The organism is Ancylobacter defluvii (assembly GCF_018390605.1).
In the GTDB taxonomy this organism is placed as follows: domain Bacteria; phylum Pseudomonadota; class Alphaproteobacteria; order Rhizobiales; family Xanthobacteraceae; genus Ancylobacter; species Ancylobacter defluvii.
The window spans coordinates 219,332-240,070 of record NZ_JAHBGD010000026.1 but is presented as its reverse complement, the minus strand read 5'-3'; the positions used below and the strand labels follow the sequence as shown (position 1 = coordinate 240,070).

Below are 20,739 nucleotides of genomic sequence, written 5' to 3'. Positions count from 1 at the left end.
TGCCGGTTGGAGCTGGCGCGATTTTGATCGCCGCCCTCCGCAAGGCGGCGCAGCCGTCACCGGCGAAAGTCGGCCATGCAGCACCGGAAGGCGGCTTGCACCTCGCCAGAGGCTTTGCTAGGGATTTAGTGAAGCTGACAATAATTTAGTAAAAACGCGAACGACTTCGGGAGGAGACCATGCGGACCACCGGCGGACAGCTGGTCATGCTCGTCGTCATCAACGTGGCGCTGCTGGTCTTTGGCGCCGCGATTTCCGGCGGCGCCTTCCTGTCGCCGTTCAATCTGCAGTCCATGGCCGGGCAATTGCCGGAGATCGGCTTCCTCGCCATCGGCGTGATGCTGGCCATGTGCGCCGGCAATGGCGGCATCGACCTCTCCGGCATCGCGCTCGCCAATCTGTCGGGCGTCGTCTCGGCGGTGGTGATCGGCTCGTTCCTGTCGAGCGTCGATCAGCAGGCCGCCTATTCGCTGGCTTTTATCGCCGGCGCGTTGGTGGTGGGCGTGCTGGGCGGCGTCTTCAATGGCCTGTTGATCAGCCGGCTCAACATCACCCCAATCCTGTGCACCCTCGGCACGCAGATGCTGTTCACCGGTCTCGCGGTAGTGGTGTCGGAGGGGCGGGCGGTGGCGGTCGGCAGCCCGGACCTCCTGTCCGAAATCGGCAACGGCCTGTTCCTCGGCGTGCCGATCAGCTTCGTGATCTTCATCGCCGTCGCCGGCCTCGTCGCGGCACTGCTGAAATTCACCCCTTTCGGCCTGTGGCTGATGCTGATGGGTACCAACCCGAAGGCCGCCATGTATGCCGGCTTTCCCCGCACCAAGGTGCTGATCGCCACCTACGCCACCAGCGGCCTGCTTTCCGGCCTCGCTGGGGTGATCATCGCCGCGCGCAACGTCAACGTGAAGTGGGACTACGGCACGTCCTACCTCCTGATCGCCATCCTGATCGCGGTGATGGCCGGCGTGCGCCCCGAGGGCGGCTATGGCCGGGTGGTCTGCGTGGTGCTGGCGGCGATCGCGCTACAGCTCATGTCCAGCATGCTGAATTTCGGCGGGCTGTCGAACTTCGTGCGCGACTTCGCCTGGGGCGCGCTGCTTCTGACCTTCCTGGCGGTCGGCCGCTACAACGTGGTCGGCCTCCTGACCCCGAACAAGAGCAAAAAGCTCGTGTGATGCGAACCCCTCACGCATCGATCCGGCCATGAGGGTGGCAACAACAGTGGAGGAAACTGTGGGCGCTATTTCGAAGAAGATCCTGCTCGGTTCGGCAATGGCCGTGGCCATCGTCGCCGGTTCCGCCGGTGCGCTGATGGCGCAGAACAAGCCGGTGATCGCCACCGTGGTGAAGATCAGCGGCATCCCGTGGTTCGACCGCATGGAGACTGGCGTCAAACAGTTCCAGAAGGACAACCCGGACGTCGTCGCCACCCAGTACGGTCCCGCCACCGCCGATGCTGCGCAGCAGCTGCAGATCGTCACCGATCTCATCGCCAAGGGCGTCAACGGTCTCGCCGTGGTGCCGATGGACCCGTCGGTGCTCGAGGGCACGCTGAAGCGCGCCATGGATCGCGGGATCATCGTGGTGACCCACGAGGCCGACAACCAGAAGAACACCCATGCCGACGTCGAGGCCTTCGACAATGCCGATTACGGTAAGGCGCTGAACGAGCGTCTGGCCCAGTGCATGGGCGGCAAGGGCAAGTGGACCACCTTCGTCGGCTCGCTGGGCAGCCGTACCCATATGCAGTGGGTCGGCGCGGGCGAGGCGAACGCCAAGACGCATCCCGAGATGGTGCTGGTCGACGCGAACAACGAGTCGTTCGACGACGCTAACGGCACCTACGAGAAGGCCAAGGAAATCCTGCGCAAGCACCCGGATATCAAGGGCTTCCAGACCTCGGCGGGCAATGACGTGCTCGGCGTCGGCCGCGCCATCGACGAGGCCGGCCTTGCCGGCAAGGTGTGCCTGGTCGGCACCGGCCTGCCGAACCCTTCGGCCGACCTGCTCGACGCCGGCGCCATCACCGCCATCGGCTTCTGGGATCCGCAGAAGGCCGGCATGGCGATGAATGCGGTCGCCAAGAAGCTGATCGCAAAGGAGAAGGTCGAGGACGGCGCCAATCTCGGCGTGCCCGGCTACGAGAAGGTGAAGGTCACCAAGGGGCCGGGCGAAGGCGTGCTCATCATCGGCAACGGCATGGTGATCGCCGACAAGAAGAACTACAAAGAGTTCCTCTTCTGATCGGTGGTTCGACCCGGATGCCCGGAGGCGCTTCGCACGCCTCCGGGACGTTCCGAACGCGCAGTCTCGCGGCACGCGCCGCCAATCGATGAAGGGGATCGCCCGTGTCCCACGTCTCAGCAGCCCCTCGGCCGGCCGCCTCCGCGAGAGCGGAGACATTCCTCGAATTGCGCGGCATCCATAAGCGCTTCGGCGGCGTGCACGCCCTGCGCGGCGTCGGTTTCACCATCGAGCCGGGCGAGGCCTATCACCTGCTCGGCGAGAATGGCTGCGGCAAGAGCACCGTTATCAAGGTCATGTCCGGCGCGCTGGTGCCCGACGAGGGCGAGATCGTGCTGGAGGGCAAGAGCTTCCATTCCCTCACGGCGATCCAGTCGCTGAGCGCCGGCATCGAGACCGTCTACCAGGACCTGTCGCTGCTGCCGAACCTCACGGTGGCGGAGAACGTCGCGCTCAACGAACAGCTGGTCGCCAGTGGCGGCCGGCTGGCGCGGCTGTTCGACCGTACCCGCCTGCGCGAGACCGCCGCGGCAGCGCTCGCCACTGTCGGCCTGCCGAGCGACCGCGGCTTCCTCGGTACCATCGTTTCCGACCTGCCACTGGCGCAGCGCCAGCTGGTCGCCATTGCCCGCGCCATCGCCACCAAGGCGAAGATGGTGATCATGGACGAGCCGACCACCTCGCTCACCCGCCGCGAGGTCGACAACCTCATCGCCGTGGTCGAGCGGCTGCGCTCCGAAGGCGTGGCGGTGCTGTTCGTCACCCACAAGCTCGACGAGTGCTACCGTATCGGCGGCCATGCCATCGTGTTCCGTGACGGGCAGTGCGTCGAGCAGGGGCCACTCGCCAACTACACCAAGCACCGGCTCGCGGAGCTGATGACCGGCCGCCGGATCGATGCCGAGCGCTACCGCACCGGCGCACCGATGGATGGAGAGCTGTTTGCGGCGCAGGGGCTCTCGCTGCCGCCGAATGTGCGCGATGTGAGCTTCGTCGTCCGCAAGGGCGAGATACTCGGTATCACCGGCCTCGCCGATTCCGGCCGCAACGAGCTCGCCATGGCGATCGCCGGGGTCATGCCGGCGACGGGTGGCAGCCTCCGCATCGACGGCAAGGTGGAAAAGGTCCGCCATCCCTCGGAAGCCATCAAGCTCGGCATCGGCTATGTGCCGGAGGACCGGCTCGCCGAGGGGCTGTTCCTCGACAAGTCGATCCTCGAGAACGAGATCGCCCTGGTGGTGCGCGACCTCGCCAACCGCCTCGGCATTGTCGACAAGGCGAAGGGCCGGGCGCTGGCCGACAAGCTGTCGCAGGAGATGCGACTGAACACCCGCAATCTCGACCTGCCGGTCGGCGCGCTCTCCGGCGGCAACCAGCAGCGCGTGCTGATCGGCCGCTGGCTGTCGATCCTGCCGAAGCTCATGGTGCTGCACGGCCCGACGGTCGGCGTCGACGTCGGCTCCAAGGACACGATCTACCGTGTCATCCAGCAACTCGCCGAGGCCGGCATGGGCCTGGTCATCGTCAGCGACGACCTGCCGGAGCTGCTGCAGAACTGCGACCGCATCCTGGTGATGAACGGCGGGCGCGTGGTCGCCGAATATGACGCCCGCGAGACCGACGAGGACCAGCTCTACAAAGCGATGCTGTCGTCCAAGACGTCGGCGGCGACATCGGCGGCGATCTCGGGCGTGGCCAATTCGGAGACCGTCCAATGAGCGCCACGCATCTGCACGAGAGCGCCGCCGCTCCCCCGGCGAAGCCGAACCCGCTGCTGCAACTGGTGCGTCGGCGGCCAGAGACGATCACGCTGGCGCTGCTGGTGGCGATCTGCGTGGCGGTGTCGATCATCAACCCGGCCTTCTTGCAGCCCTCCTCGCTGGTCGATATCGGCCGCGCCAGCGTGGTGATGGGGCTGTTCGCGCTCGGCGTGTTCATCATCCTGGCGGCAGGCGGCATCGACGTGTCGTTCACCGCCATCGCCGCCTTCACCATGTATTCGATGACGCTGCTGGTGAAGAACTACTGGCCCGATGCGCCGATCGCGCTGGTGCTGGTGGCGGCGACGGCCGGCGGGGCGCTGCTCGGTGTCGTCAACGGCCTGCTGGTGCACTATCTGCGGGTGCCGTCGCTGATCGTGACCATCGGCACGCAATACCTGTTCCGCGGCATCCTGCTCGCCTTCATCGGCACGGTGTGGATCGTGTCGCTGCCGCCGACGCTCGGCGCCTTCGGCCGGCTGCCGCTGGTGCAGTTCGATTCCGGCGGGCGCACCATCACGCTGCCGTTCTATTTCCTGGTGCTGCCGGCGGCGGCACTGGTCACCTGGTGGATGCTGAACCGTACGCTGATGGGACGCGCGATCTTCGCCGTCGGCGGCAATGCCAATGTGGCGGAGCGGCTCGGCTACAGCCTGCGCACGATCCACATCTTCATGTTCGCCTATGCCGGCGCGCTGGCCGGCCTCGCCGGCATCATCCACACCGCTGCCAACCGGCAGGCCAACCCGTTCGACCTCGTCGGCACCGAGATCAACGTCATCGCCGCGGTGGTGCTGGGCGGGGCGCGCATCACCGGCGGCACCGGCACCGTGCTCGGCACGCTGCTCGGCGTGCTGCTGGTGGTGGTGGTGAACAGCGTGCTGGTAATGGTCGGCATTCCCTCCACCTGGCAGCGCGTGGTCGTCGGCGGCTTCATCCTGCTCGCCGCCGCCTTCTTCGTGTTCTGCCAGAAGAAGAACTGACTCCAAAGAGACGCCAAGCTTCGAGCTCAAGAGGACCGAGATGAAGAAGTTTCTCAACGATCCGGCGAATTTCGTCGACGAGATGCTCGAGGGCATCTACCGGGCTCACAGCCAAGTGACCTATGTGAACGACGACAAGCGCTGTCTCGTCGTCGCCAAGCCCAAGGCCGGCAAGGTCGGCATCGCCACCGGCGGCGGCTCGGGCCACCTGCCGCTGTTCCTCGGCTATGTCGGCGACAACATGCTGGATGGCTGCGCCGTCGGCGGGGTGTTCCAGTCGCCCAGCGCCGACCAGATGCACGAGGTGACCAAGTACATCGATCAGGGCGCCGGCGTGCTCTATATCTACGGCAACTACACCGGCGACATCATCAATTTCGACATGGCCGCCGAGCTTGCCGACATTGACGGCATCACCGTGAAGCAGGTGATCGGCAATGACGACATCGCCTCCTCGGTGGTTGGCGAGGAGCACAAAAGGCGCGGCGTCGCCGGCATCTTCTTCGTCTACAAGGCGGCGGGCGCGGCGGCGGCCAATGGTCTCTCGCTCGATGAGGTGACCCGCCTCGCCGACAAGGCGCGGGCGAATGTGCGCACCATCGGCGTCGCGCTGTCGAGCTGCGTGGTGCCGGAAATCGGCCATGCCACCTTCTCGGTCGGCGAGGACGAGATGGAAATCGGCATGGGCATCCATGGCGAGCCCGGCATCGGCCGCACCAAGCTCGCCCCGGCCGATGACGTCGTCGACCAGATGATGGCCCGCGTGTTCGCCGAACTGCCGGCCGGCGAGGGCGACGAGTTCGCCGTGCTGGTCAACGGCCTCGGCGGCACGCCGAAGGAAGAGCTGTACATCCTGTTCCGCCGCGTCTCGCAGCTGTTCGAGGCGAAGGGCTCCAAGGTGAAGTATGTCTGGATCGGTGAGTTCGCCACCGCCATGGAAATGGCCGGCGCCTCGATCTCGGTGCTGAAGCTCGATGCCGAGCTCGACCCGCTGATCGCCGCGGCGGTCAATACGCCGTTCTTCGCCCACTACAAGGCGTGAGGAGGGGACGATGGACGCGATCCGCGCCGACGACTTGATCGGCCTTTTCCAGAGCTGGCGCGACATGTTCGCTGCCCAGCGCGAATTCCTGATCGCGCTCGACGGCAAGGTCGGCGACAGCGATCTCGGCATCACCATGTCGAAATCCTTCGCCGCCGCCTATGACACGGTGGCGGCCGAGGGCGCCGCGGCGGGGCTTACCAAGCTGCTGCGCTCGGCCGGCGCCATCATGGCGAAGACCGCGCCCTCCACCATGGGCACGCTCACCGCCACCGGCTTCCTGCGCGGCGCCAAGGCGCTGGAGGGCAAGGACGTCATTGGCACCGCCGAGATGGCGGCGTTCTGGCGTGCCTACGCCACCGGCATTGCCGAGCGCGGCAAGGCGAAGCTGGGCGACAAGACCATTCTCGACGTCCTCGACCCGGTGGCTGGCGTGCTGGAGGCGCAGGCGGCTTCCGGCGCGGCGCTCGCCCCGGCGATGAAGGCCGCGGCGGTGGCGGCCGATGCGGCGCTGGAGGCCACCAAGACCATGGTTGCCCAGCACGGCAAGGCGGCGGCCTTTCAGGAGAAGACCGTCGGGCTCCAGGACGCCGGCGCCACCGTCGGGGTGCTGCTGGTGACGACGATGAGCGAGTTCGTCGCCGGCTGATCGGCACGGCGTGCAACACGGCGCGATGCGGGGGCGGCGACGCCCCTCCCGCGGTCCGCCCGGCGGTGCCAAGCCGTCGGGCGTCAAGCCGTCAACTGCCGGCGGCAGTCGTCGCGAGCAACAGGTGAGCGCGTGCGCTCAAGGCGTGGCGCGGCTGAGGCGGCGCAATTGGTCATGCACGCGGCGATTGCCGGCCCATATCGGGCCGGGCTGGCCGAGATCGCCCTCAAACGTCACCACGCCGCCGGCTTCCCGCACCAGTATCATGCCGGCCCAGCAGTCCCAGCAGTGCAGCGTGGGGTCATAATAGCCGGCGATCCGGTTGGCCGCGACATAGGCCAGCATTAGCGCGCCCGAGCCGACGCGGAACAGGACCCCGCCTTCGCGATAGAGCGCTTCGACGAAGGCGCCAGCCTCGCTGGGGTCCGCCTTTTGCGTCGCGCCGAAGCCGATGGTGGTCGAGGCGACGCTCCAGTCCGGATTCATGGTCAGCAGGCAGCCGTTGAGGCGAGCGCCTCCGCCTTCCGCTGCCGAGTAGCACTCGCGCAGCATGGGAGCGTAGACGACGCCCACCACCGGCGCGTCGCCACGGGCGATGCCGATCGACACGGTCCAGTTCGGCTGGCCGACCAGGAACGGCATGGTGCCGTCGATCGGGTCGATCACCCAGACGAAACCGGAGCTTCCCTCGGTCGCCGCCTCTTCCTCGCCGACGATGCCGTCCTGCGGAAAGCGCCTGCGGATCGCCCGGCGCAGCCAGGCCTCGACCGTGCGATCCGCCTCGCTGACGAGGTCCTGAGAGGCGGATTTCAGCTCCGGATTCAGCGTGTCGCGGGCGAGAAAGAAGGTGCGGGCGTTGTTGCCGGCGGTTCGGGCGAGTCTCTCGGCGGCAGCCAGCCGGCTTGCGAGCGGATCGGCTTCATCACCCTGTCCCGATTCCATTCCGAGCCTCCATGCCCTGACTGCGCCTCGTACCGGAAGATACTGCGTCACGATGCTATTGCATATTTGAGATTACAAATGTATCGATTTCACGTCGAAAGACGGACGCACACCACATCGCCGGCCAAGGCCGTTTCGAGGGCTCGGTGCCGGGAGAGGGGTGCGTCGCGCGGGTATGCGGATAATGGCGGTGCCCGACAAGGGGCCACGCTTGTTCGCCAATAATCAGAGGCGGCCCCAGCCGTCCCTATGTCGGCCTCGCCCTGCACCCGGCGCTGCGCCATCTCAGGAGGAAAACATGAAGCGTGCATTGAGAATCTGCGCCAGCGTCGTTGCTCTTGCCGCGGCGACGGCGGCCATGCCGGTCGCCGCCATGGCCGACTGGCTCGAAGACGCCGCCAAGCCGCTGAAGGGCACCGAGATCAACGGCATCTTCCTCGATCGCCCCGGCTATCGGGCCATCATCAAGCTGCTGCCCGAATTCGAGAAAAAGACCGGTATCAAGGTCAATTACGAGATCGTCCCCTACGAGAACGCGCGCGAGAAGGAAGTGCTGAACTTCACTTCGCGCGGCGACCTCACCATGGCGCTGGTCGATCTCGTCTGGATCGGCGAGTTCGCCGAGAACGACTGGCTGGTTCCGATCGACGAACTGGCCAAGGACAAGTCGATCACCGATCCCGACCTCAACCTCAAGGGCTTCTTCCCGCTGCTGCTCGACGCGTTTGGCTCCTGGGGCGGCGTGACCTACGGCCTGCCGTTCGACAATTATTCCGGCCTGCTGTTCTACAATTCGTGCAAGCTGAAGGAGGCCGGCTTCGACAAGCCGCCGGCGACCTGGGCCGAGCTGAAGGACGTCTACGCGCCCAAGCTCACCGACGCCTCCAAGAACCAGTACGCCTACGCCCTGCAGTCGCGCCGCGGCGAGACGCAGTCGGCCGACAGCTTCATGCGCTTCCTGTGGCCGTTTGGCGGCTCGCTGCTGAACAAGGAATTCAAGTCCAACCTCAACAGCAAAGACAGCCAGACCGGCCTCGCCTTCCGTCAGGACCTGATGAAGTACATGCCGCCGGGCGACGTCTCCTTTGACCATGCCGAGGCGGTGAACGCGCTGGCGCAGGGCCAAGTGGCGATGATCACCGAATGGTCGGCCTTCTATTCGACCCTCGCCGACCCGGCGACCTCCAAGCTCGGCGACTGCCTCGCGGTGGCTCCCGAGCCCGCCGGTCCGGCCGGCCGCCTGCCGGCGCTCGGCGGCTTCTCGCTCGCCGTTGCCTCGCAGGCCTCGCCCGAGCAGCAGAAGGCCACCTGGCTGTTCATCCAGTGGGCGACCTCGGAAGCCATCGCCAAGGCCTATGTCGATGCCGGCGGCGTGTCGGGCCGCATGGCCGTCTACCAGGACCCGGAAGTGAAGGCGAAGTACAAGTTCGTCGAGCCTCTGGTCGCCTCCTGGCAGGCCGGCGTGCCGGAATATCGTCCGCGCTTCCCGGCCTGGCCGGCGATCTCCGAGATCGTCGCCGAGTGGGGTTCGAAGATGATGCTGGGTGAAGTCACCGTCGAAGGCGGCGCCAAGGAGATCGGCACCCGCATGGAGCAGGTCCTCGGCAAGGAAGGCTATTACGACGGGACGAAGAAGCTTCTCCAGTGAACTGAAGCCGGCGATGCCCGCGGTTCTCCCCCCGGGCATCGCCGACCTCGACGGGCGGACGCCCTCTCCCGCGAAGCGGCGTCCGCCCCCTTCTCTCTGAAACCGTGCCGGGATCCGACGACATGACCACTCTGCATGGCCGGGCGCTGGACGAATTGCGCGGCTGCCTCGACGCGGTACGCGGCGAGGAGTTCGATGCCGCCGTCGCCGAGATCGCCGCCGCCGGGCGCATCGCGCTCTACGGCGTCGGCCGCGAAGGGTTGCAGATCAAGGGGCTCGCCATGCGCCTGTTCCACCTCGGCCTCAAGGCGGCGGTGGTCGGCGACATGACGACGCCGCCGGTCGGCAAGGGCGACCTGCTCGTCGTCTCTGCCGGTCCGGGGAATTTCTCCACCGTTTCCGCCCTGATCGGCGTGGCGCATGGCGCAGGCGCTCGGGTGCTGGTGGTCACCGCCGAGCCGGCGGGTGCCGCGGCAGGGCAGGCGGACCTCGTGCTCGCCGTGCCGGCCCAGACCATGGCGAGCGACCAACGCGCGGCCGCTGTCTCGGTGCTGCCGATGGGCTCGCTCTATGAGGGCGCGCTCTACATCCTGTTCGAACTCCTGATCCTCAGCCTGCGCGAGCGGCTGGGCGTGTCGCCCGCGCAGATGCGCGCCAACCATACGAATCTGGAGTGACCGGGCGCGCCGCCGCGCGGCCATTCCCGCTCCAGACCGTTTCATCAGGACGACGCCATGAGTGAAGCCATGCGCACAGCCCCCACCAAGCCCAACCGAGGTTACGGCCGCTGGACGCCGTTGTGGTTCCTGGCGCCCGCCGTGCTCACGCTGTTCCTGATCGGCATCTATCCGACCCTGTTCGCGCTGGTGACCTCGTTCCGGCGCTACAACATCACCCGGCCGCGCGAAGGCTTTCCCTTCGTCGGCTTTGAGAACTATATCGGGGTGCTGACCGACAGCACCTTCTGGTCGTCGCTGTTCCTCACAGCGAAGTTCTACGTCACCGTGCTGCCGATCCAGGTCGTGCTCGGGCTGATCATCGCACTGCTGCTGCACAAGCCGGGCATGGGCTTTCTGAAGTCGCTCGCCCGGGTGACGCTGGTGGTGCCGCTCGCCACCACCTATGCGGTGGTCGGGCTTATCGGCCGACTGATCTTCAACCGCGATTTCGGCGTCGCCAACCAGTTCCTCGGCTTCGCCGGCTTCGGCCCCGTCGACTGGCTCTCGACGCCGGGCGGCGCCTTCGCCGCCATCGTCATCATGGATGTCTGGCAGTGGACGCCGTTCTGCGCGCTGCTCTTCCTCGCCGGCCTGTCCATGGTGCCGGGCGAGATCGAGGAGGCGGCGCGGCTGGAGACCTCCTCCAAGCTCGCGCTTCTGCGCCATGTCCAGCTGCCCTATCTGCTGCCGGGCCTCACCGCGATCATGATCCTGCGCTCGGCCGACGTGCTGAAGCTGTTCGACATGGTGTTCGTGATGACACGCGGCGGGCCGGGCTCGGCGACCGACCTGATCTCGATCTACATCCAGCGCGTCGGCTTCCGCATCTTCGATCTGGGAACCGCCTCGGCGCAGGCGATCCTGCTGCTCATCATCACCATCATCATCAGCCGGCTGTATATCCGGCTGCTCTATCGGGAGGTCTGAGCGATGCGCGGAAAGCTCCTTCACGCGATCGGCCTCGCCGCCATCGTCGTCTTCACGCTGTTCCCGTTCCTCTGGATGGTGATGGCCAGCTTCAAGACGCAGGCGGACATCCTCGCCTCGCCGCCGGTGTGGTTCTTCACCCCGACGCTGCAGAACTATGTCGACATCTTCGCCGACACCAAGGTCTCCGGCTCGATCCTCAACTCGCTGATCGTGGCGACGCTGAGCACGCTGCTGTCGGTGACCCTTGCCACCCCGGCGGCCTTCGCGCTGGCGCGCTATGATTTTCGCGGCAAGTCGGATCTGTGGTTCTGGTTCATCTCCAACCGGATGACGAGCCCGATCGTGCTGGCGCTGCCGGTCTATCTGCTCGCCATGTACATGAACCTGCTCGACACGCACCTTGTGCTGATCCTGATCTACCTGACCTTCAACATCCCGATCGTGGTGTGGATCGTCACCGACCAGTTCAAGTCGATCCCGCCGGAGCTGGAGCAGGCGGCGCGGCTCGACGGCGCCGACCAGTTCACCATCTTCCGCAAGATCTACCTGCCGCTCGGCGCACCGGGCATCGCGGTGTCGGCGATCTTCTCCTTCATCTTCTCCTGGAACGAGCTGCTCTACGCGCTGGTGCTGACCCGCCGCAACGTGCAGACCGCGCCGGTGGTCGCGACCTCCTTCATGTCCGGCTACGAATTGCCCTGGGGCAAGATCATGGCCACCGGCACCGTCATCGTGCTGCCGGTGACGATCTTCGCCCTCATCGTCTCCCGCCACATGGTGCGCGGCCTGACCATGGGAGCGACCAAGTGACGGGCGAGCGTCAGCCCATTCCCTTCGGCATCAACCTGTCCTTCTGCGTCAAGCGCTGGGTGACGCCGCAATTGTGGGCGCCGCTGGTGCGCGAGCGTTTCGACCTCGATCTGGTGCAGTTCTCCTTCGACCTCGTCGATCCGATGTGGCCGGACTTCATCCTTGACCGCCACGCCGCCGCCCTGCGGCGGGAAGCGCAGGCGAGTGGGATTGCCGTCCACAGCGCCTTCATCGGCCTCGCCCATTACACCTTCAACCAGCTGCTGCATCCCGACCCGGCGGTGCGCGACTATGCCGAAGAATGGCTCGGTCGCGCCTATCGTTTCGCGGCGCTGGCCGGCATCCCTCGCGTCGGCGGTCCGCTCGGCGCCATTCCCTCGCGCCTCGATGGAAGCGAGGCGGACGCGCTCGATGCCGCCGACTATGACTGCCTGATCGCCCGCATGCATCGGCTTGGCGCCCGCGCCGCCGCGGAGGGCTTGAGCGAACTTTATGTCGAGCCGACGCCGATGCGGCGCGAATGGCCGTGGACGGTGGCGCAGGCGCGGCAGATGATGACCGACGTGGCGGACAGCCCGGTGCCGTGGCGCCTCTGCCCCGATTGGGGCCATGGTACCTTCGAGCCGCTCTACGGGCCGGATCACGGCGCGATGGAGCCGTGGTTCCGCGACCTTAGCGACGTGATCACCGCCGTACATATTCAGCAGACCGACTTCCTCCTCGACCGCCACTGGGACTTCACCGTGCCCGGCAAGGTGGATCCTGTGGAGGCCGCGGCGCTGCTGCGCCGGACCGGCATTGCGCCAGCACCGGTGTTCCTGGAGGTGTTCTATCCCTTCGAACACGACAGCGGGTCTATCCTGAACGCGCTTGAGGCCACCTCGGCGCGGATCAGGCAGGCCTTTGCCTGAGGGGGAACATGATGAACGGCGGTGGACGCGAGCGTGGCAAGCTGACGGGAGTGCAGGAGATTGAGGCGGCGCAGATCCGCGCCCGCGTCGCCTGGCTGTATTTCATCGGCGGACTGACGCAGCAGGACATTGCCGACCAGCTCGGGCTCACCCGCCTGCGCATCAACAAGATTCTCGGCCAGGTGCGCTCCGACGGTTCGGTCTTCATCGATATCCGCCTGCCGATGGCGGAATGCGTGGAGGCCGAGCAGCGCCTCAAGCAGCGGTACGGTCTTGCGGAAGCGACGGTGGTGCCGAGCCTGCCGGACGAGGCCGAGCAGCAGCGGGTGATCGGCGAGGCCGCCGGGGCGGTGCTCGACGGCCTCCTCGACGACGGCATGGGCCTTGGCGTCGGCTGGGGCAAGACGCTCGCTGCCGGCCTCAAGCGCGTGACGGCGCGCCCGCTGCCGCAGAGCTGGGTGACATCGGTCATGGGCGGGCTGACCCGCGGCTCCGGCGCCAGCACTTTCGAGGTGGCGACCGGCTATGCCCGTTCGATCTCGGCGGAGTGCTACTATCTCGCCGCGCCGCTGTATTTCCCGACCCCGGAGAGCCGCACCATGCTGCTCTCGCATCACGGCATCAGCGAAACCATGCGCCGGGCGCGTACGGTGGACGTGGCGCTGCTGTCCTGCGGCGACATGACGACCCGCTCGCTGCTGGTGCAGACGCAGACCGTCTCGGAAAATCTCGAAAGCCTGCGCGCCGCCGGTGCCGTCGGCGATCTGCTCGGGGTGTTTCTCGACGCGGATGGGCGGCCGGTCGACCATCCGCTCAACGAGCGCGTGCTGTCGCTGGCGCCGCATGAGCTGAGCCCGGTGCGCCATTCGATCCTGGCTTCCGGAGGTCTCTACAAGGTGCCGATCGTCCGGGCGATCCTGCGGGCGGGATATGTGAAACGACTGGTGACGGACGAGCGATGCGCCGCCGCACTGCTGGAAAGCTGATGGACGGCGCCCGCCATGCCGGGGCCGGCCCTATCTGGAGTTTGAGCCGATGACTTTCTTGCGACTGGACAACATCAAGAAGAGCTATGGTGACGCCTCGGTCATCAAGGGAGTCAGCTTTACCGCGACAAAGGGCGAGTTCGTGGTGTTCGTCGGTCCATCGGGCTGCGGCAAGTCCACGCTGCTGCGGATGATTGCCGGCCTGGAGGACGTCAGCGAGGGCCAGCTCTACATCGACGGCAAGGATGTCACCTATGAGGAACCTGCCAAGCGCGAAGTCTCGATGGTGTTCCAGTCCTACGCGCTCTACCCGCACATGAACGTGTTCGAGAACATGGCGTTCGGCCTGCGCATGGCCAAGCGCCCGGAAGCCGAGATCAAGGCGCAGGTGATGGAGGCGGCCCGCATCCTCCAGCTGGAAGCGCTGCTCGAGCGCAAGCCGCGCGCGCTCTCCGGCGGCCAGCGCCAGCGTGTCGCCATCGGGCGTTCCATCGTCCGCCATCCCAAGCTGTTCCTGTTCGACGAGCCGCTGTCGAACCTTGACGCCGAGCTGCGCTCGCAGATGCGCGTCGAGATCGCCAAGCTGCACCGCAGCCTCGGCGCCACCATGGTCTATGTGACCCATGACCAGGTGGAGGCGATGACGCTGGCCGATCGCATCGTGGTGCTGCGCGCCGGCCTCGTCGAGCAGATCGGATCGCCGACCGAGCTTTACGACAAGCCGGCCAACACCTTCGTCGCCGGCTTCATCGGCTCGCCGAAGATGAACTTCATCAATGCCAGGGTGGCGTCGGCGATGGGTAGTTCGCTGCTGCTGGAGCATCCGTCCTTCGCCGGCGGCAAGCTTGACGCCGACACCGCTGCCGCCTCCCGCGCCAAGGTCGGTGACACGGTGATCGTCGGCATGCGGCCGGAACACCTCACGGTCGGCACCGCCCAGCCGGTGCTTTCGCTGACCCTCGATTTCGCCGAGAGCCTGGGCGGCTCGACGCAGCTTTATGCCCGTTCCGAGGGCGAGCCGGTGATCGTGCTCGCCTCCGGCCGGCCGGAACTCAAGCCGGGCGATACGCTCAATCTCGGCATCGACCCGCGCCACATCTATCTCTTCAACGCCGCCGGCCTCGCTCTCTGAGCGCGCCGACGACGGCAACCCCAGCAGGAAAAGCCCATGGTGCAGGCACTGGTTCTCGAAAAGAAGGGCGAGCTTTCCCTTCGCGACATCGATCTTCCGCTGGAGGTCGGGCCGGACGACGTGAAGATCGCCATCGATACTGTCGGCGTCTGCGGCAGCGACGTTCACTACTACACCCATGGCGCCATCGGCTCCTTCGTGGTGCGTGAGCCCATGGTGCTAGGCCATGAAGCCGCCGGCACCATCACCGCCGTCGGCGTCCATGTGAAGAACCTGAAGGTCGGCGACCGGGTGTGCATGGAGCCGGGTGTTCCCAATATGAACTCCCGCGCCACCAAGCTCGGCATCTACAATGTCGATCCGGACGTGCGCTTCTGGGCGACGCCGCCAATCCACGGTGTGCTGACCCCCGAGGTCGTGCATCCGGCGGCCTTCACCTACAAGCTGCCGGACAACGTCTCCTTCGCCGAGGGGGCGATGGTCGAGCCGTTCGCCGTCGGCCTGCAGGCGGCGACTCGGGCACGGATCACCCCCGGCGACGTCGGGCTGGTGATCGGCTGCGGTCCGATCGGCATCATGACGGCGCTGGCCGCGCTGGCCGGCGGTTGCGCGCGGGTCTACATCTCCGATCTCTCGGCGCCGAAGCTCGCCATTGCCGGGCAATATGCCGGCATCCACCCGGTGAACATCACCGAGCGCAAGCTCGCCGACGTCATCGCCGCGGAGACCGAGGGCTGGGGCGCCGACGTGGTGTTCGAGGCCAGCGGCTCGCCGCGCGCCTATGACGGCATCTTCGATCTCGTCCGCCCCGGCGGCACGCTGGTGCTGATCGGCATGCCGGTCGAGCCGACCAAATTCGACGTCGCCGCCGCGATCATCAAGGAAGCGCGGATCGAGACCGTGTTCCGCTATGCCAATAATTTCGACCGCGCGGTCAACCTCATCGCTTCCGGCAAGGTCGACCTCAAGCCGCTGATCTCCGAGACCTTCGACTTCGCCCAAAGCATCGAGGCCTTCGACCGGGCGGCGAAGGGCCTGCCGGACGACGTGAAGCTGCAGATCAAGCTGCGTGGCTGAGAGGCCGGCGATCTTCACTCGGCCCGGCCGCCGCGTGCGGCCGGGCTTCTTCCGTTCCTGAAAAGATCGAGGACTGAAATGGCAAGCAGGCTTCAGGGCAAGGTCGCCGCCATCACCGGCGCGGCGTCGGGCATCGGCCTCGAATGCGCGCGGGCAATGCTTGATGAGGGCGCGACGGTGGCGCTGGTCGATCGCGCCGCCGACGCGCTGGATTCCATCTGTGCCGAACTCGGCCCGAAAGCCGTGCCGGTGGTGGTCGACCTGCTCGATACGGCGAGCGTCGCCACCATGCTGCCGCAGATCCTCGACACCTGCGGTTCGCTCGACATCTTCCACGCCAATGCCGGCGCCTATATTGGCGGCGACGTGGTGGAGGGCGACCCGGACGTGTGGGACCGGGTGCTGAACCTCAACGTCAATGCCGCTTTCCGCACCGTGCAGGCGGTGCTGCCGCATATGGTCGAGCGCCAGACCGGCGACGTGATCTTCACCTCCTCCATTGCCGGCGTGGTGCCGGTGGTGTGGGAACCGATCTACACGGCGTCGAAATTCGCGGTGCAGGCCTTCGTCCACACGACGCGCCGGCAGGTAGCCAAGCACGGCATCCGTGTCGGCGCCGTGCTTCCGGGACCGGTGGTCACCGCCCTCATCAAGGACTGGCCGCAGGCCAAGCTCGACGAGGCGCTTGCCTCCGGCGCCCTCATGGAGGCAAAGGAGGTGGCGGACTGCGTCATCTTCATGCTGACCCGTCCGCGCAACGTCACAGTTCGTGACCTGGTGATCCTGCCAAACGGAACGGACCTTTGAGCATGAGCGGATGTTTCGCTGGGATCGATGTCGGCACCGGCAGCGTGCGCGCCGGCATCTTCGACAGCAACGGCCGGCAGCTGGCCGTCGCCAAGCGGGACATTCGCATCTGGAAGGAACATGGCGATGTCGTCGAGCAATCCAGCGACGACATCTGGGCCTGCGTCTGCGCCAGCGTGCGGGAGGCCATCTCCCGTGCCGGGACAACGGCGGCGGACGTCAAGGGCATCGGCTTTGACGCCACCTGCTCGCTGGTGGTGCTGGGCGCGGAGGGGCACCCGCTCCCGGTCGGCCGCCACGGTGATCCGGCACGCAACGTCATCGTCTGGATGGATCATCGTGCCACCGGGCAGACCGACCGCATCAACGCGCTCGGCAGCCGGGTGCTCGATTATGTCGGCGGCATCATCTCGCCGGAGATGGAGACGCCGAAGCTGCTGTGGTTGAGCGAGGAGTTGCCGGAGACCTTCGCCGGTGCCTGGCAGTTTCTCGATCTCGCCGACTTCCTCACCTGGAAGGCGACCGGCAGCCTTGCCCGCTCGGTTTGCACCGTCACCTGCAAATGGACCTATCTCGCCCATGAGCAGCGCTGGGACGAGGGCTATTTCCGGAGCATAGGCCTCGGCGCGTTGGCCGACGAAGGCTTCGCGCGGATCGGCACGGAAATCGTTGCCGCCGGCACGCCGCTTGGGCAAGGCCTCACCGCGCAGGCAGCAGAGCAATTCGGGCTCGCGCCGGGGATCGCCGTCGCGGCGGGCCTAATCGATGCGCATGCGGGCGGCATCGGCACCGTCGGCGCGCGCGGCGGCAGTGGCAGTGCGCTGAACCGCATGGCCTATGTGTTCGGCACCTCGGCCTGCACCTTGCTCACCACCACCGAGCCTGCATTCGTGCCGGGTGTATGGGGCCCGTATTTCTCCGCCATGGTGCCGGGCTTCTGGCTGAACGAGGGTGGCCAGTCGGCGGCCGGCGCCGCCATTGACCGTCTGGTCCGCCTGCATCCGGCGGCGCCGCAGGCCCTGGAACTTGCCAAGGCCGACGGCCAGAATCTAAGCGTGTGGCTGGCGCACCGGGCCGAGGCGGCAGGAGGAGCGGCGGCGATCGCGGAACTCGCCGGCACGCTTTACGTGGTGCCGGAATTTCTGGGAAATCGCGCCCCCTTCGCCGATCATCTGGCGCGCGGCATCGTTGTCGGGCTGGGCATGGACGAAGACCTCGACAGCCTCGTCGGGCTGTACATGGCCGGCCTTGCCGGCATCGGCTACGGCCTGAGACAGATCCTCGACGCCCAGGCGGCGAAGGGCGCGCGGACCGATACCGTGGTGGTTTCGGGCGGCGCCGGCCAGAGCGCACTGGTGCGGCAGGTGCTGGCGGATGCGGCCGACGTGAACATCGCCGCGACCAGCTCGCCCGAGCCGGTGCTGCTGGGCGCCGCCATACTCGGGGCGGTGGCCGCGGGGGGCTATGACGACTTCGGCAAGGCGATGTCGTCGATGTCGGAGATCGAGGTCGTCTATCCGCCGAACGCCGCCACCCGAGCCTGGCACCAGCGGCGCTTCAAGGGGTTCGAAGCCTTGCAGGCGGCGTATCGCAGCCTGCGCGACTGAGGTGAACGGCGTCCCGCCCGGGCCTGAGCCGTTCGACGCCGGATTCCCGCGGCGACGGCCGGCGGCTGGGTCAGACGCCCAGCGCGCAGCCATCCTTGCGGGGATCGGAGGCGGCGAGCAGCAGTCCACCCTGTTCCCGGACGATCAGCTGGGCGCCGCCGATCGGTTCGACGGCGACCTTCAGCCGATGCCCGCGTTCCGCGAGATCCGCCAGGACCTCCTCGGGATAGGTCGGCTCGATTTCCAGCACGCCATCGAAGGCGAAGGAACGCGGTGCGTCGATGGCGGTCTGCGGATCGAGACCACGGTCAAGCAGGCCGGAGAGCAGCGCCGCCTGACCGGCCGCCTGATAATGCCCGCCCATGACGCCGAACACGCCGATGGCCTCGCCATCGCGACGCAGCAGGCCGGGGATGATGGTGTGCATCGGCCGCTTGCCGGGGGCGATGGCGTTGGGATGCCCCTCGATGAGGCGGAAGGAGCTGCCGCGCGAATGCAGCAGCACGCCGGTCGCCGGGTCGATCCGCGTCGAGCCGAAGGCGTGAAAGATCGAATTGATGAAAGACACCATGTTGCCGTCGCGGTCGACGACGCAAAGATAGACGGTGTCCGCGTGCGCCGGCTCGTCCCACAGCACCGGCGGCAGTGCGCGGCTCATGTCGATGCGCGCGGCAAGGCGCCGGGCGGTTTCCGGCGCCAGCAGCGTCTCGACCGGCACGGTCATCGCTGACGGGTCGCCCAGCAGCGCATCGCGATTGTGGTAGACGAGCTTGGTCGCCTCGGCGTGAAGATGAACGCGGTCGACCAGCGACAGTCCGTCGCCAAGATCGAACTCGCGCAGAATATTGAGCAGCATCAGCGCCGCGACGCCCTGACCGTTGGGCGGGCACTCCTCAATGGTACAGCCACGGTAATCGGTGGCGATGGGGGTGGTGTAGAAGGCGCCGTCCTTCATCGCCGCGAAGTCGTCCAGCGTATGCAGGCCACCGAGGCCGTTGAGATAGCGCACCAGCGAGGCGGCGGTCGCGCCCTCGTAGAAGGCGGCGGCGCCCTGGTTCGCGATCTCGCGCAGGCGCTGGCCGAGGAGCGGCTGGGCGTGGCGCTGGCCCGCCCGGAGCGGGGCGCCGCCGGAGAGGAAGAAGGCGCTGGCATTCTCGTCCTGCGCCAAGAGCGGCGCCTCGTCCGCCCAGTCGAAGGCGACGCGCTGGGCGATCGGGTAGCCGTTCTCGGCATAGTCGATGGCCCGCATGAAGAGCCGGTCGAGCGGCAGGCTGCCATGGTCGGCATGCAGCCGCGTCCAGGCGGAGACGGCGCCGGGAATGGTGACGGCATGAGCGCTGGTGCGCGGGATCTCGTCCGTCAGGCCGGCGGCCTTCAGGGCCTCCACGCTTGCCGCCGCCGGCGCGCGGCCGCTGCCGTTGATCGCCACCGTCGGCTTGCCCTGCGGCGCATAGAGCACGAAGCAGTCGCCGCCGATGCCGGTCATTGCCGGCTCGACCACGCACTGCGTCGCTACCGCGGCCAGCGCCGCGTCCATCGCGTTTCCGCCCGCCTGGAGAATCTCCAGTCCCGCCGCGGTGGCCAGCGGGTGCGAGGTGGCGATGGCGGCGTCGCGGGCAAAGACGGTCGGGCGCGAGGGGCCGAAGAAGTCGGCGCGGCGGGTCGAGATCACGTGGCTAGTGCCCTGTTCCGGTGAGGGACGGAAATTCGTACAGTTCCGCCGCATTGTCGACCATGATCCGACCGGCGACCTCGTCGCTGCCGCAGCAGTCGCGGAACAGGTCGACGAGCCCGGCATCGTCCGGCGGATTGCCCGGTTTCGACGGGTGCGGCCAGTTGGTTGCGAACAGGCAGCGCTCGGGAGCGTGGGCGATCAGCGCGCGGGCAAGCGTGGCAACGTCCGGGTAGTCTGGTGCACCAATACGCGACGTCTCGTACACGCCGGACGTTTTCACCCAGGTGCGACCGTTGTCGAGCAGGCGGCGCAGCGCGGCGAAGCCGGGATGGTCGAGACTGACCGGCTCCAGGAATTTGCCGTTGTGGTCGATGACCACCCCGCCCGGAAGCCGGGCCAGACGTTCCTCGACCTCATCCAGCCGTCGCCCGTCCATCTGCATCTGCACATGCCAGCCGAAGGCGGCGGTCTTTGCCGCGAGCGTCTCCAGATCGTCCCAGCCGAGCAGGCCGCCGCCGATCATGAAGAAGCGTATGCCACGTATACCGAGCCGGGTCAGCCGATCGAGTTCCGCGTCGCTGACATCCGGTGGGACGACGGCAACTCCCCGCGCATCCGCGCCGAGTACCGCCATGGCATCCAGCGTCGCCCGATTGTCGAAGCCGTATACGGAAGGCTGCACCACCACCGCGCGGGTAAGGCCGAGCACTTCCCTCGCCTCGAGATAGGCGGCGATGTCGCCGCCGGCGACCGGCGGGAACGGCGAGTCCGGCGCCGGCGGATAGGTGTCCGCCGGACCGTAAATGTGCATGTGGCA

The 20,739-nt window shown here is 67.0% G+C and carries 19 protein-coding genes; 16 read left to right on the top strand and 3 right to left on the bottom strand.

Going from position 1 to position 20,739, the window contains the following annotated elements; genetic code table 11:
- The first annotated feature begins 179 nt into the window (after positions 1-179).
- The 6 genes from KHC24_RS22000 (at position 180) to KHC24_RS21975 (ending at position 6,678) form a co-directional block, all read left to right on the top strand.
- Positions 180-1,175, top strand: coding sequence for an ABC transporter permease (locus KHC24_RS22000; protein WP_213365821.1), 996 nt, complete (start codon positions 180-182; stop codon positions 1,173-1,175).
- Between the two features lie 58 nt (positions 1,176-1,233).
- Positions 1,234-2,244, top strand: a complete 1,011-nt coding sequence (locus KHC24_RS21995; RefSeq protein ID WP_213365818.1) for a substrate-binding domain-containing protein — start codon at positions 1,234-1,236, stop codon at positions 2,242-2,244.
- A 167-nt stretch (positions 2,245-2,411) separates the two neighbouring features.
- Positions 2,412-3,962 carry a sugar ABC transporter ATP-binding protein gene (locus KHC24_RS21990; protein WP_246547439.1) on the top strand — a complete coding sequence of 517 codons (1,551 nt, stop codon included), beginning with the start codon at positions 2,412-2,414 and terminating at the stop codon, positions 3,960-3,962.
- Positions 3,959-4,987 (top strand): ABC transporter permease, encoded by a 1,029-nt coding sequence (locus KHC24_RS21985; protein WP_213365812.1) that lies wholly within the window; start codon positions 3,959-3,961, stop codon positions 4,985-4,987. Before KHC24_RS21990 ends, KHC24_RS21985 begins: the two co-directional genes overlap by 4 nt.
- A 40-nt stretch (positions 4,988-5,027) precedes the next feature.
- Positions 5,028-6,029 (top strand): dihydroxyacetone kinase subunit DhaK, encoded by a 1,002-nt coding sequence (locus tag KHC24_RS21980; RefSeq protein WP_213365810.1) that lies wholly within the window; start codon positions 5,028-5,030, stop codon positions 6,027-6,029.
- 10 nt (positions 6,030-6,039) lie between these two features.
- On the top strand, positions 6,040-6,678 hold the full coding sequence (locus tag KHC24_RS21975; RefSeq protein ID WP_213365807.1) for a dihydroxyacetone kinase family protein: 639 nt from the start codon (positions 6,040-6,042) through the stop codon (positions 6,676-6,678).
- 138 nt (positions 6,679-6,816) lie between these two features.
- Here the strand turns inward: KHC24_RS21975 and KHC24_RS21970 are convergent, their stop codons facing one another.
- The gene (locus tag KHC24_RS21970; protein WP_213365804.1) at positions 6,817-7,620 is read right to left on the bottom strand and encodes an inositol monophosphatase family protein; all 804 of its coding nucleotides are present in this window, start codon (positions 7,618-7,620) and stop codon (positions 6,817-6,819) included.
- Positions 7,621-7,918: 298 nt separating this feature from the next.
- On the opposite strand from KHC24_RS21970, the gene KHC24_RS21965 reads away from it, so the two are divergent.
- The 10 genes from KHC24_RS21965 to KHC24_RS21920 all read left to right on the top strand — a co-directional run bounded on the left by KHC24_RS21965 (position 7,919) and on the right by KHC24_RS21920 (position 18,247).
- Positions 7,919-9,268, top strand: coding sequence for an ABC transporter substrate-binding protein (locus KHC24_RS21965; RefSeq protein ID WP_213365802.1), 1,350 nt, complete (start codon positions 7,919-7,921; stop codon positions 9,266-9,268).
- A 122-nt stretch (positions 9,269-9,390) separates the two neighbouring features.
- A complete protein-coding gene (locus tag KHC24_RS21960; protein WP_213365799.1) occupies positions 9,391-9,945 on the top strand; it encodes an SIS domain-containing protein in 555 nt (184 codons plus the stop codon).
- A 69-nt stretch (positions 9,946-10,014) separates the two neighbouring features.
- A complete protein-coding gene (locus KHC24_RS21955; RefSeq protein WP_246547437.1) occupies positions 10,015-10,914 on the top strand; it encodes a carbohydrate ABC transporter permease in 900 nt (299 codons plus the stop codon).
- 3 nt (positions 10,915-10,917) lie between these two features.
- Complete coding sequence (locus tag KHC24_RS21950; RefSeq protein ID WP_213365793.1) at positions 10,918-11,727, top strand: carbohydrate ABC transporter permease; 810 nt, start codon at positions 10,918-10,920, stop codon at positions 11,725-11,727.
- Positions 11,724-12,638: a sugar phosphate isomerase/epimerase family protein gene (locus tag KHC24_RS21945; RefSeq protein ID WP_271180531.1), complete on the top strand. Its 915-nt coding sequence runs from the start codon at positions 11,724-11,726 to the stop codon at positions 12,636-12,638. The genes KHC24_RS21950 and KHC24_RS21945 overlap by 4 nt, the downstream gene beginning before the upstream one ends.
- 8 nt (positions 12,639-12,646) lie before the next feature.
- The gene (locus KHC24_RS21940; protein WP_246547435.1) at positions 12,647-13,624 is read left to right on the top strand and encodes a sugar-binding transcriptional regulator; all 978 of its coding nucleotides are present in this window, start codon (positions 12,647-12,649) and stop codon (positions 13,622-13,624) included.
- 49 nt (positions 13,625-13,673) lie between these two features.
- On the top strand, positions 13,674-14,756 hold the full coding sequence (locus KHC24_RS21935) for an ABC transporter ATP-binding protein (protein WP_213365790.1): 1,083 nt from the start codon (positions 13,674-13,676) through the stop codon (positions 14,754-14,756).
- Positions 14,757-14,795: 39 nt separating this feature from the next.
- Complete coding sequence (locus tag KHC24_RS21930) at positions 14,796-15,833, top strand: NAD(P)-dependent alcohol dehydrogenase (protein ID WP_213365985.1); 1,038 nt, start codon at positions 14,796-14,798, stop codon at positions 15,831-15,833.
- 78 nt (positions 15,834-15,911) lie between these two features.
- On the top strand, positions 15,912-16,640 hold the full coding sequence (locus KHC24_RS21925; protein ID WP_213365787.1) for an SDR family oxidoreductase: 729 nt from the start codon (positions 15,912-15,914) through the stop codon (positions 16,638-16,640).
- A gap of 2 nt (positions 16,641-16,642) precedes the next feature.
- Positions 16,643-18,247 (top strand): FGGY-family carbohydrate kinase, encoded by a 1,605-nt coding sequence (locus KHC24_RS21920; RefSeq protein ID WP_213365784.1) that lies wholly within the window; start codon positions 16,643-16,645, stop codon positions 18,245-18,247.
- 70 nt (positions 18,248-18,317) lie between these two features.
- On the opposite strand, the gene KHC24_RS21915 is transcribed toward KHC24_RS21920, so the two are convergent.
- Together KHC24_RS21915 and KHC24_RS21910 are read right to left on the bottom strand one after the other, a co-directional pair.
- Positions 18,318-19,919, bottom strand: coding sequence for a gamma-glutamyltransferase family protein (locus KHC24_RS21915; protein WP_271180530.1), 1,602 nt, complete (start codon positions 19,917-19,919; stop codon positions 18,318-18,320).
- A 4-nt stretch (positions 19,920-19,923) separates the two neighbouring features.
- Positions 19,924-20,733: an amidohydrolase family protein gene (locus KHC24_RS21910; RefSeq protein ID WP_246547431.1), complete on the bottom strand. Its 810-nt coding sequence runs from the start codon at positions 20,731-20,733 to the stop codon at positions 19,924-19,926.
- Positions 20,734-20,739: the final 6 nt, after the last annotated feature.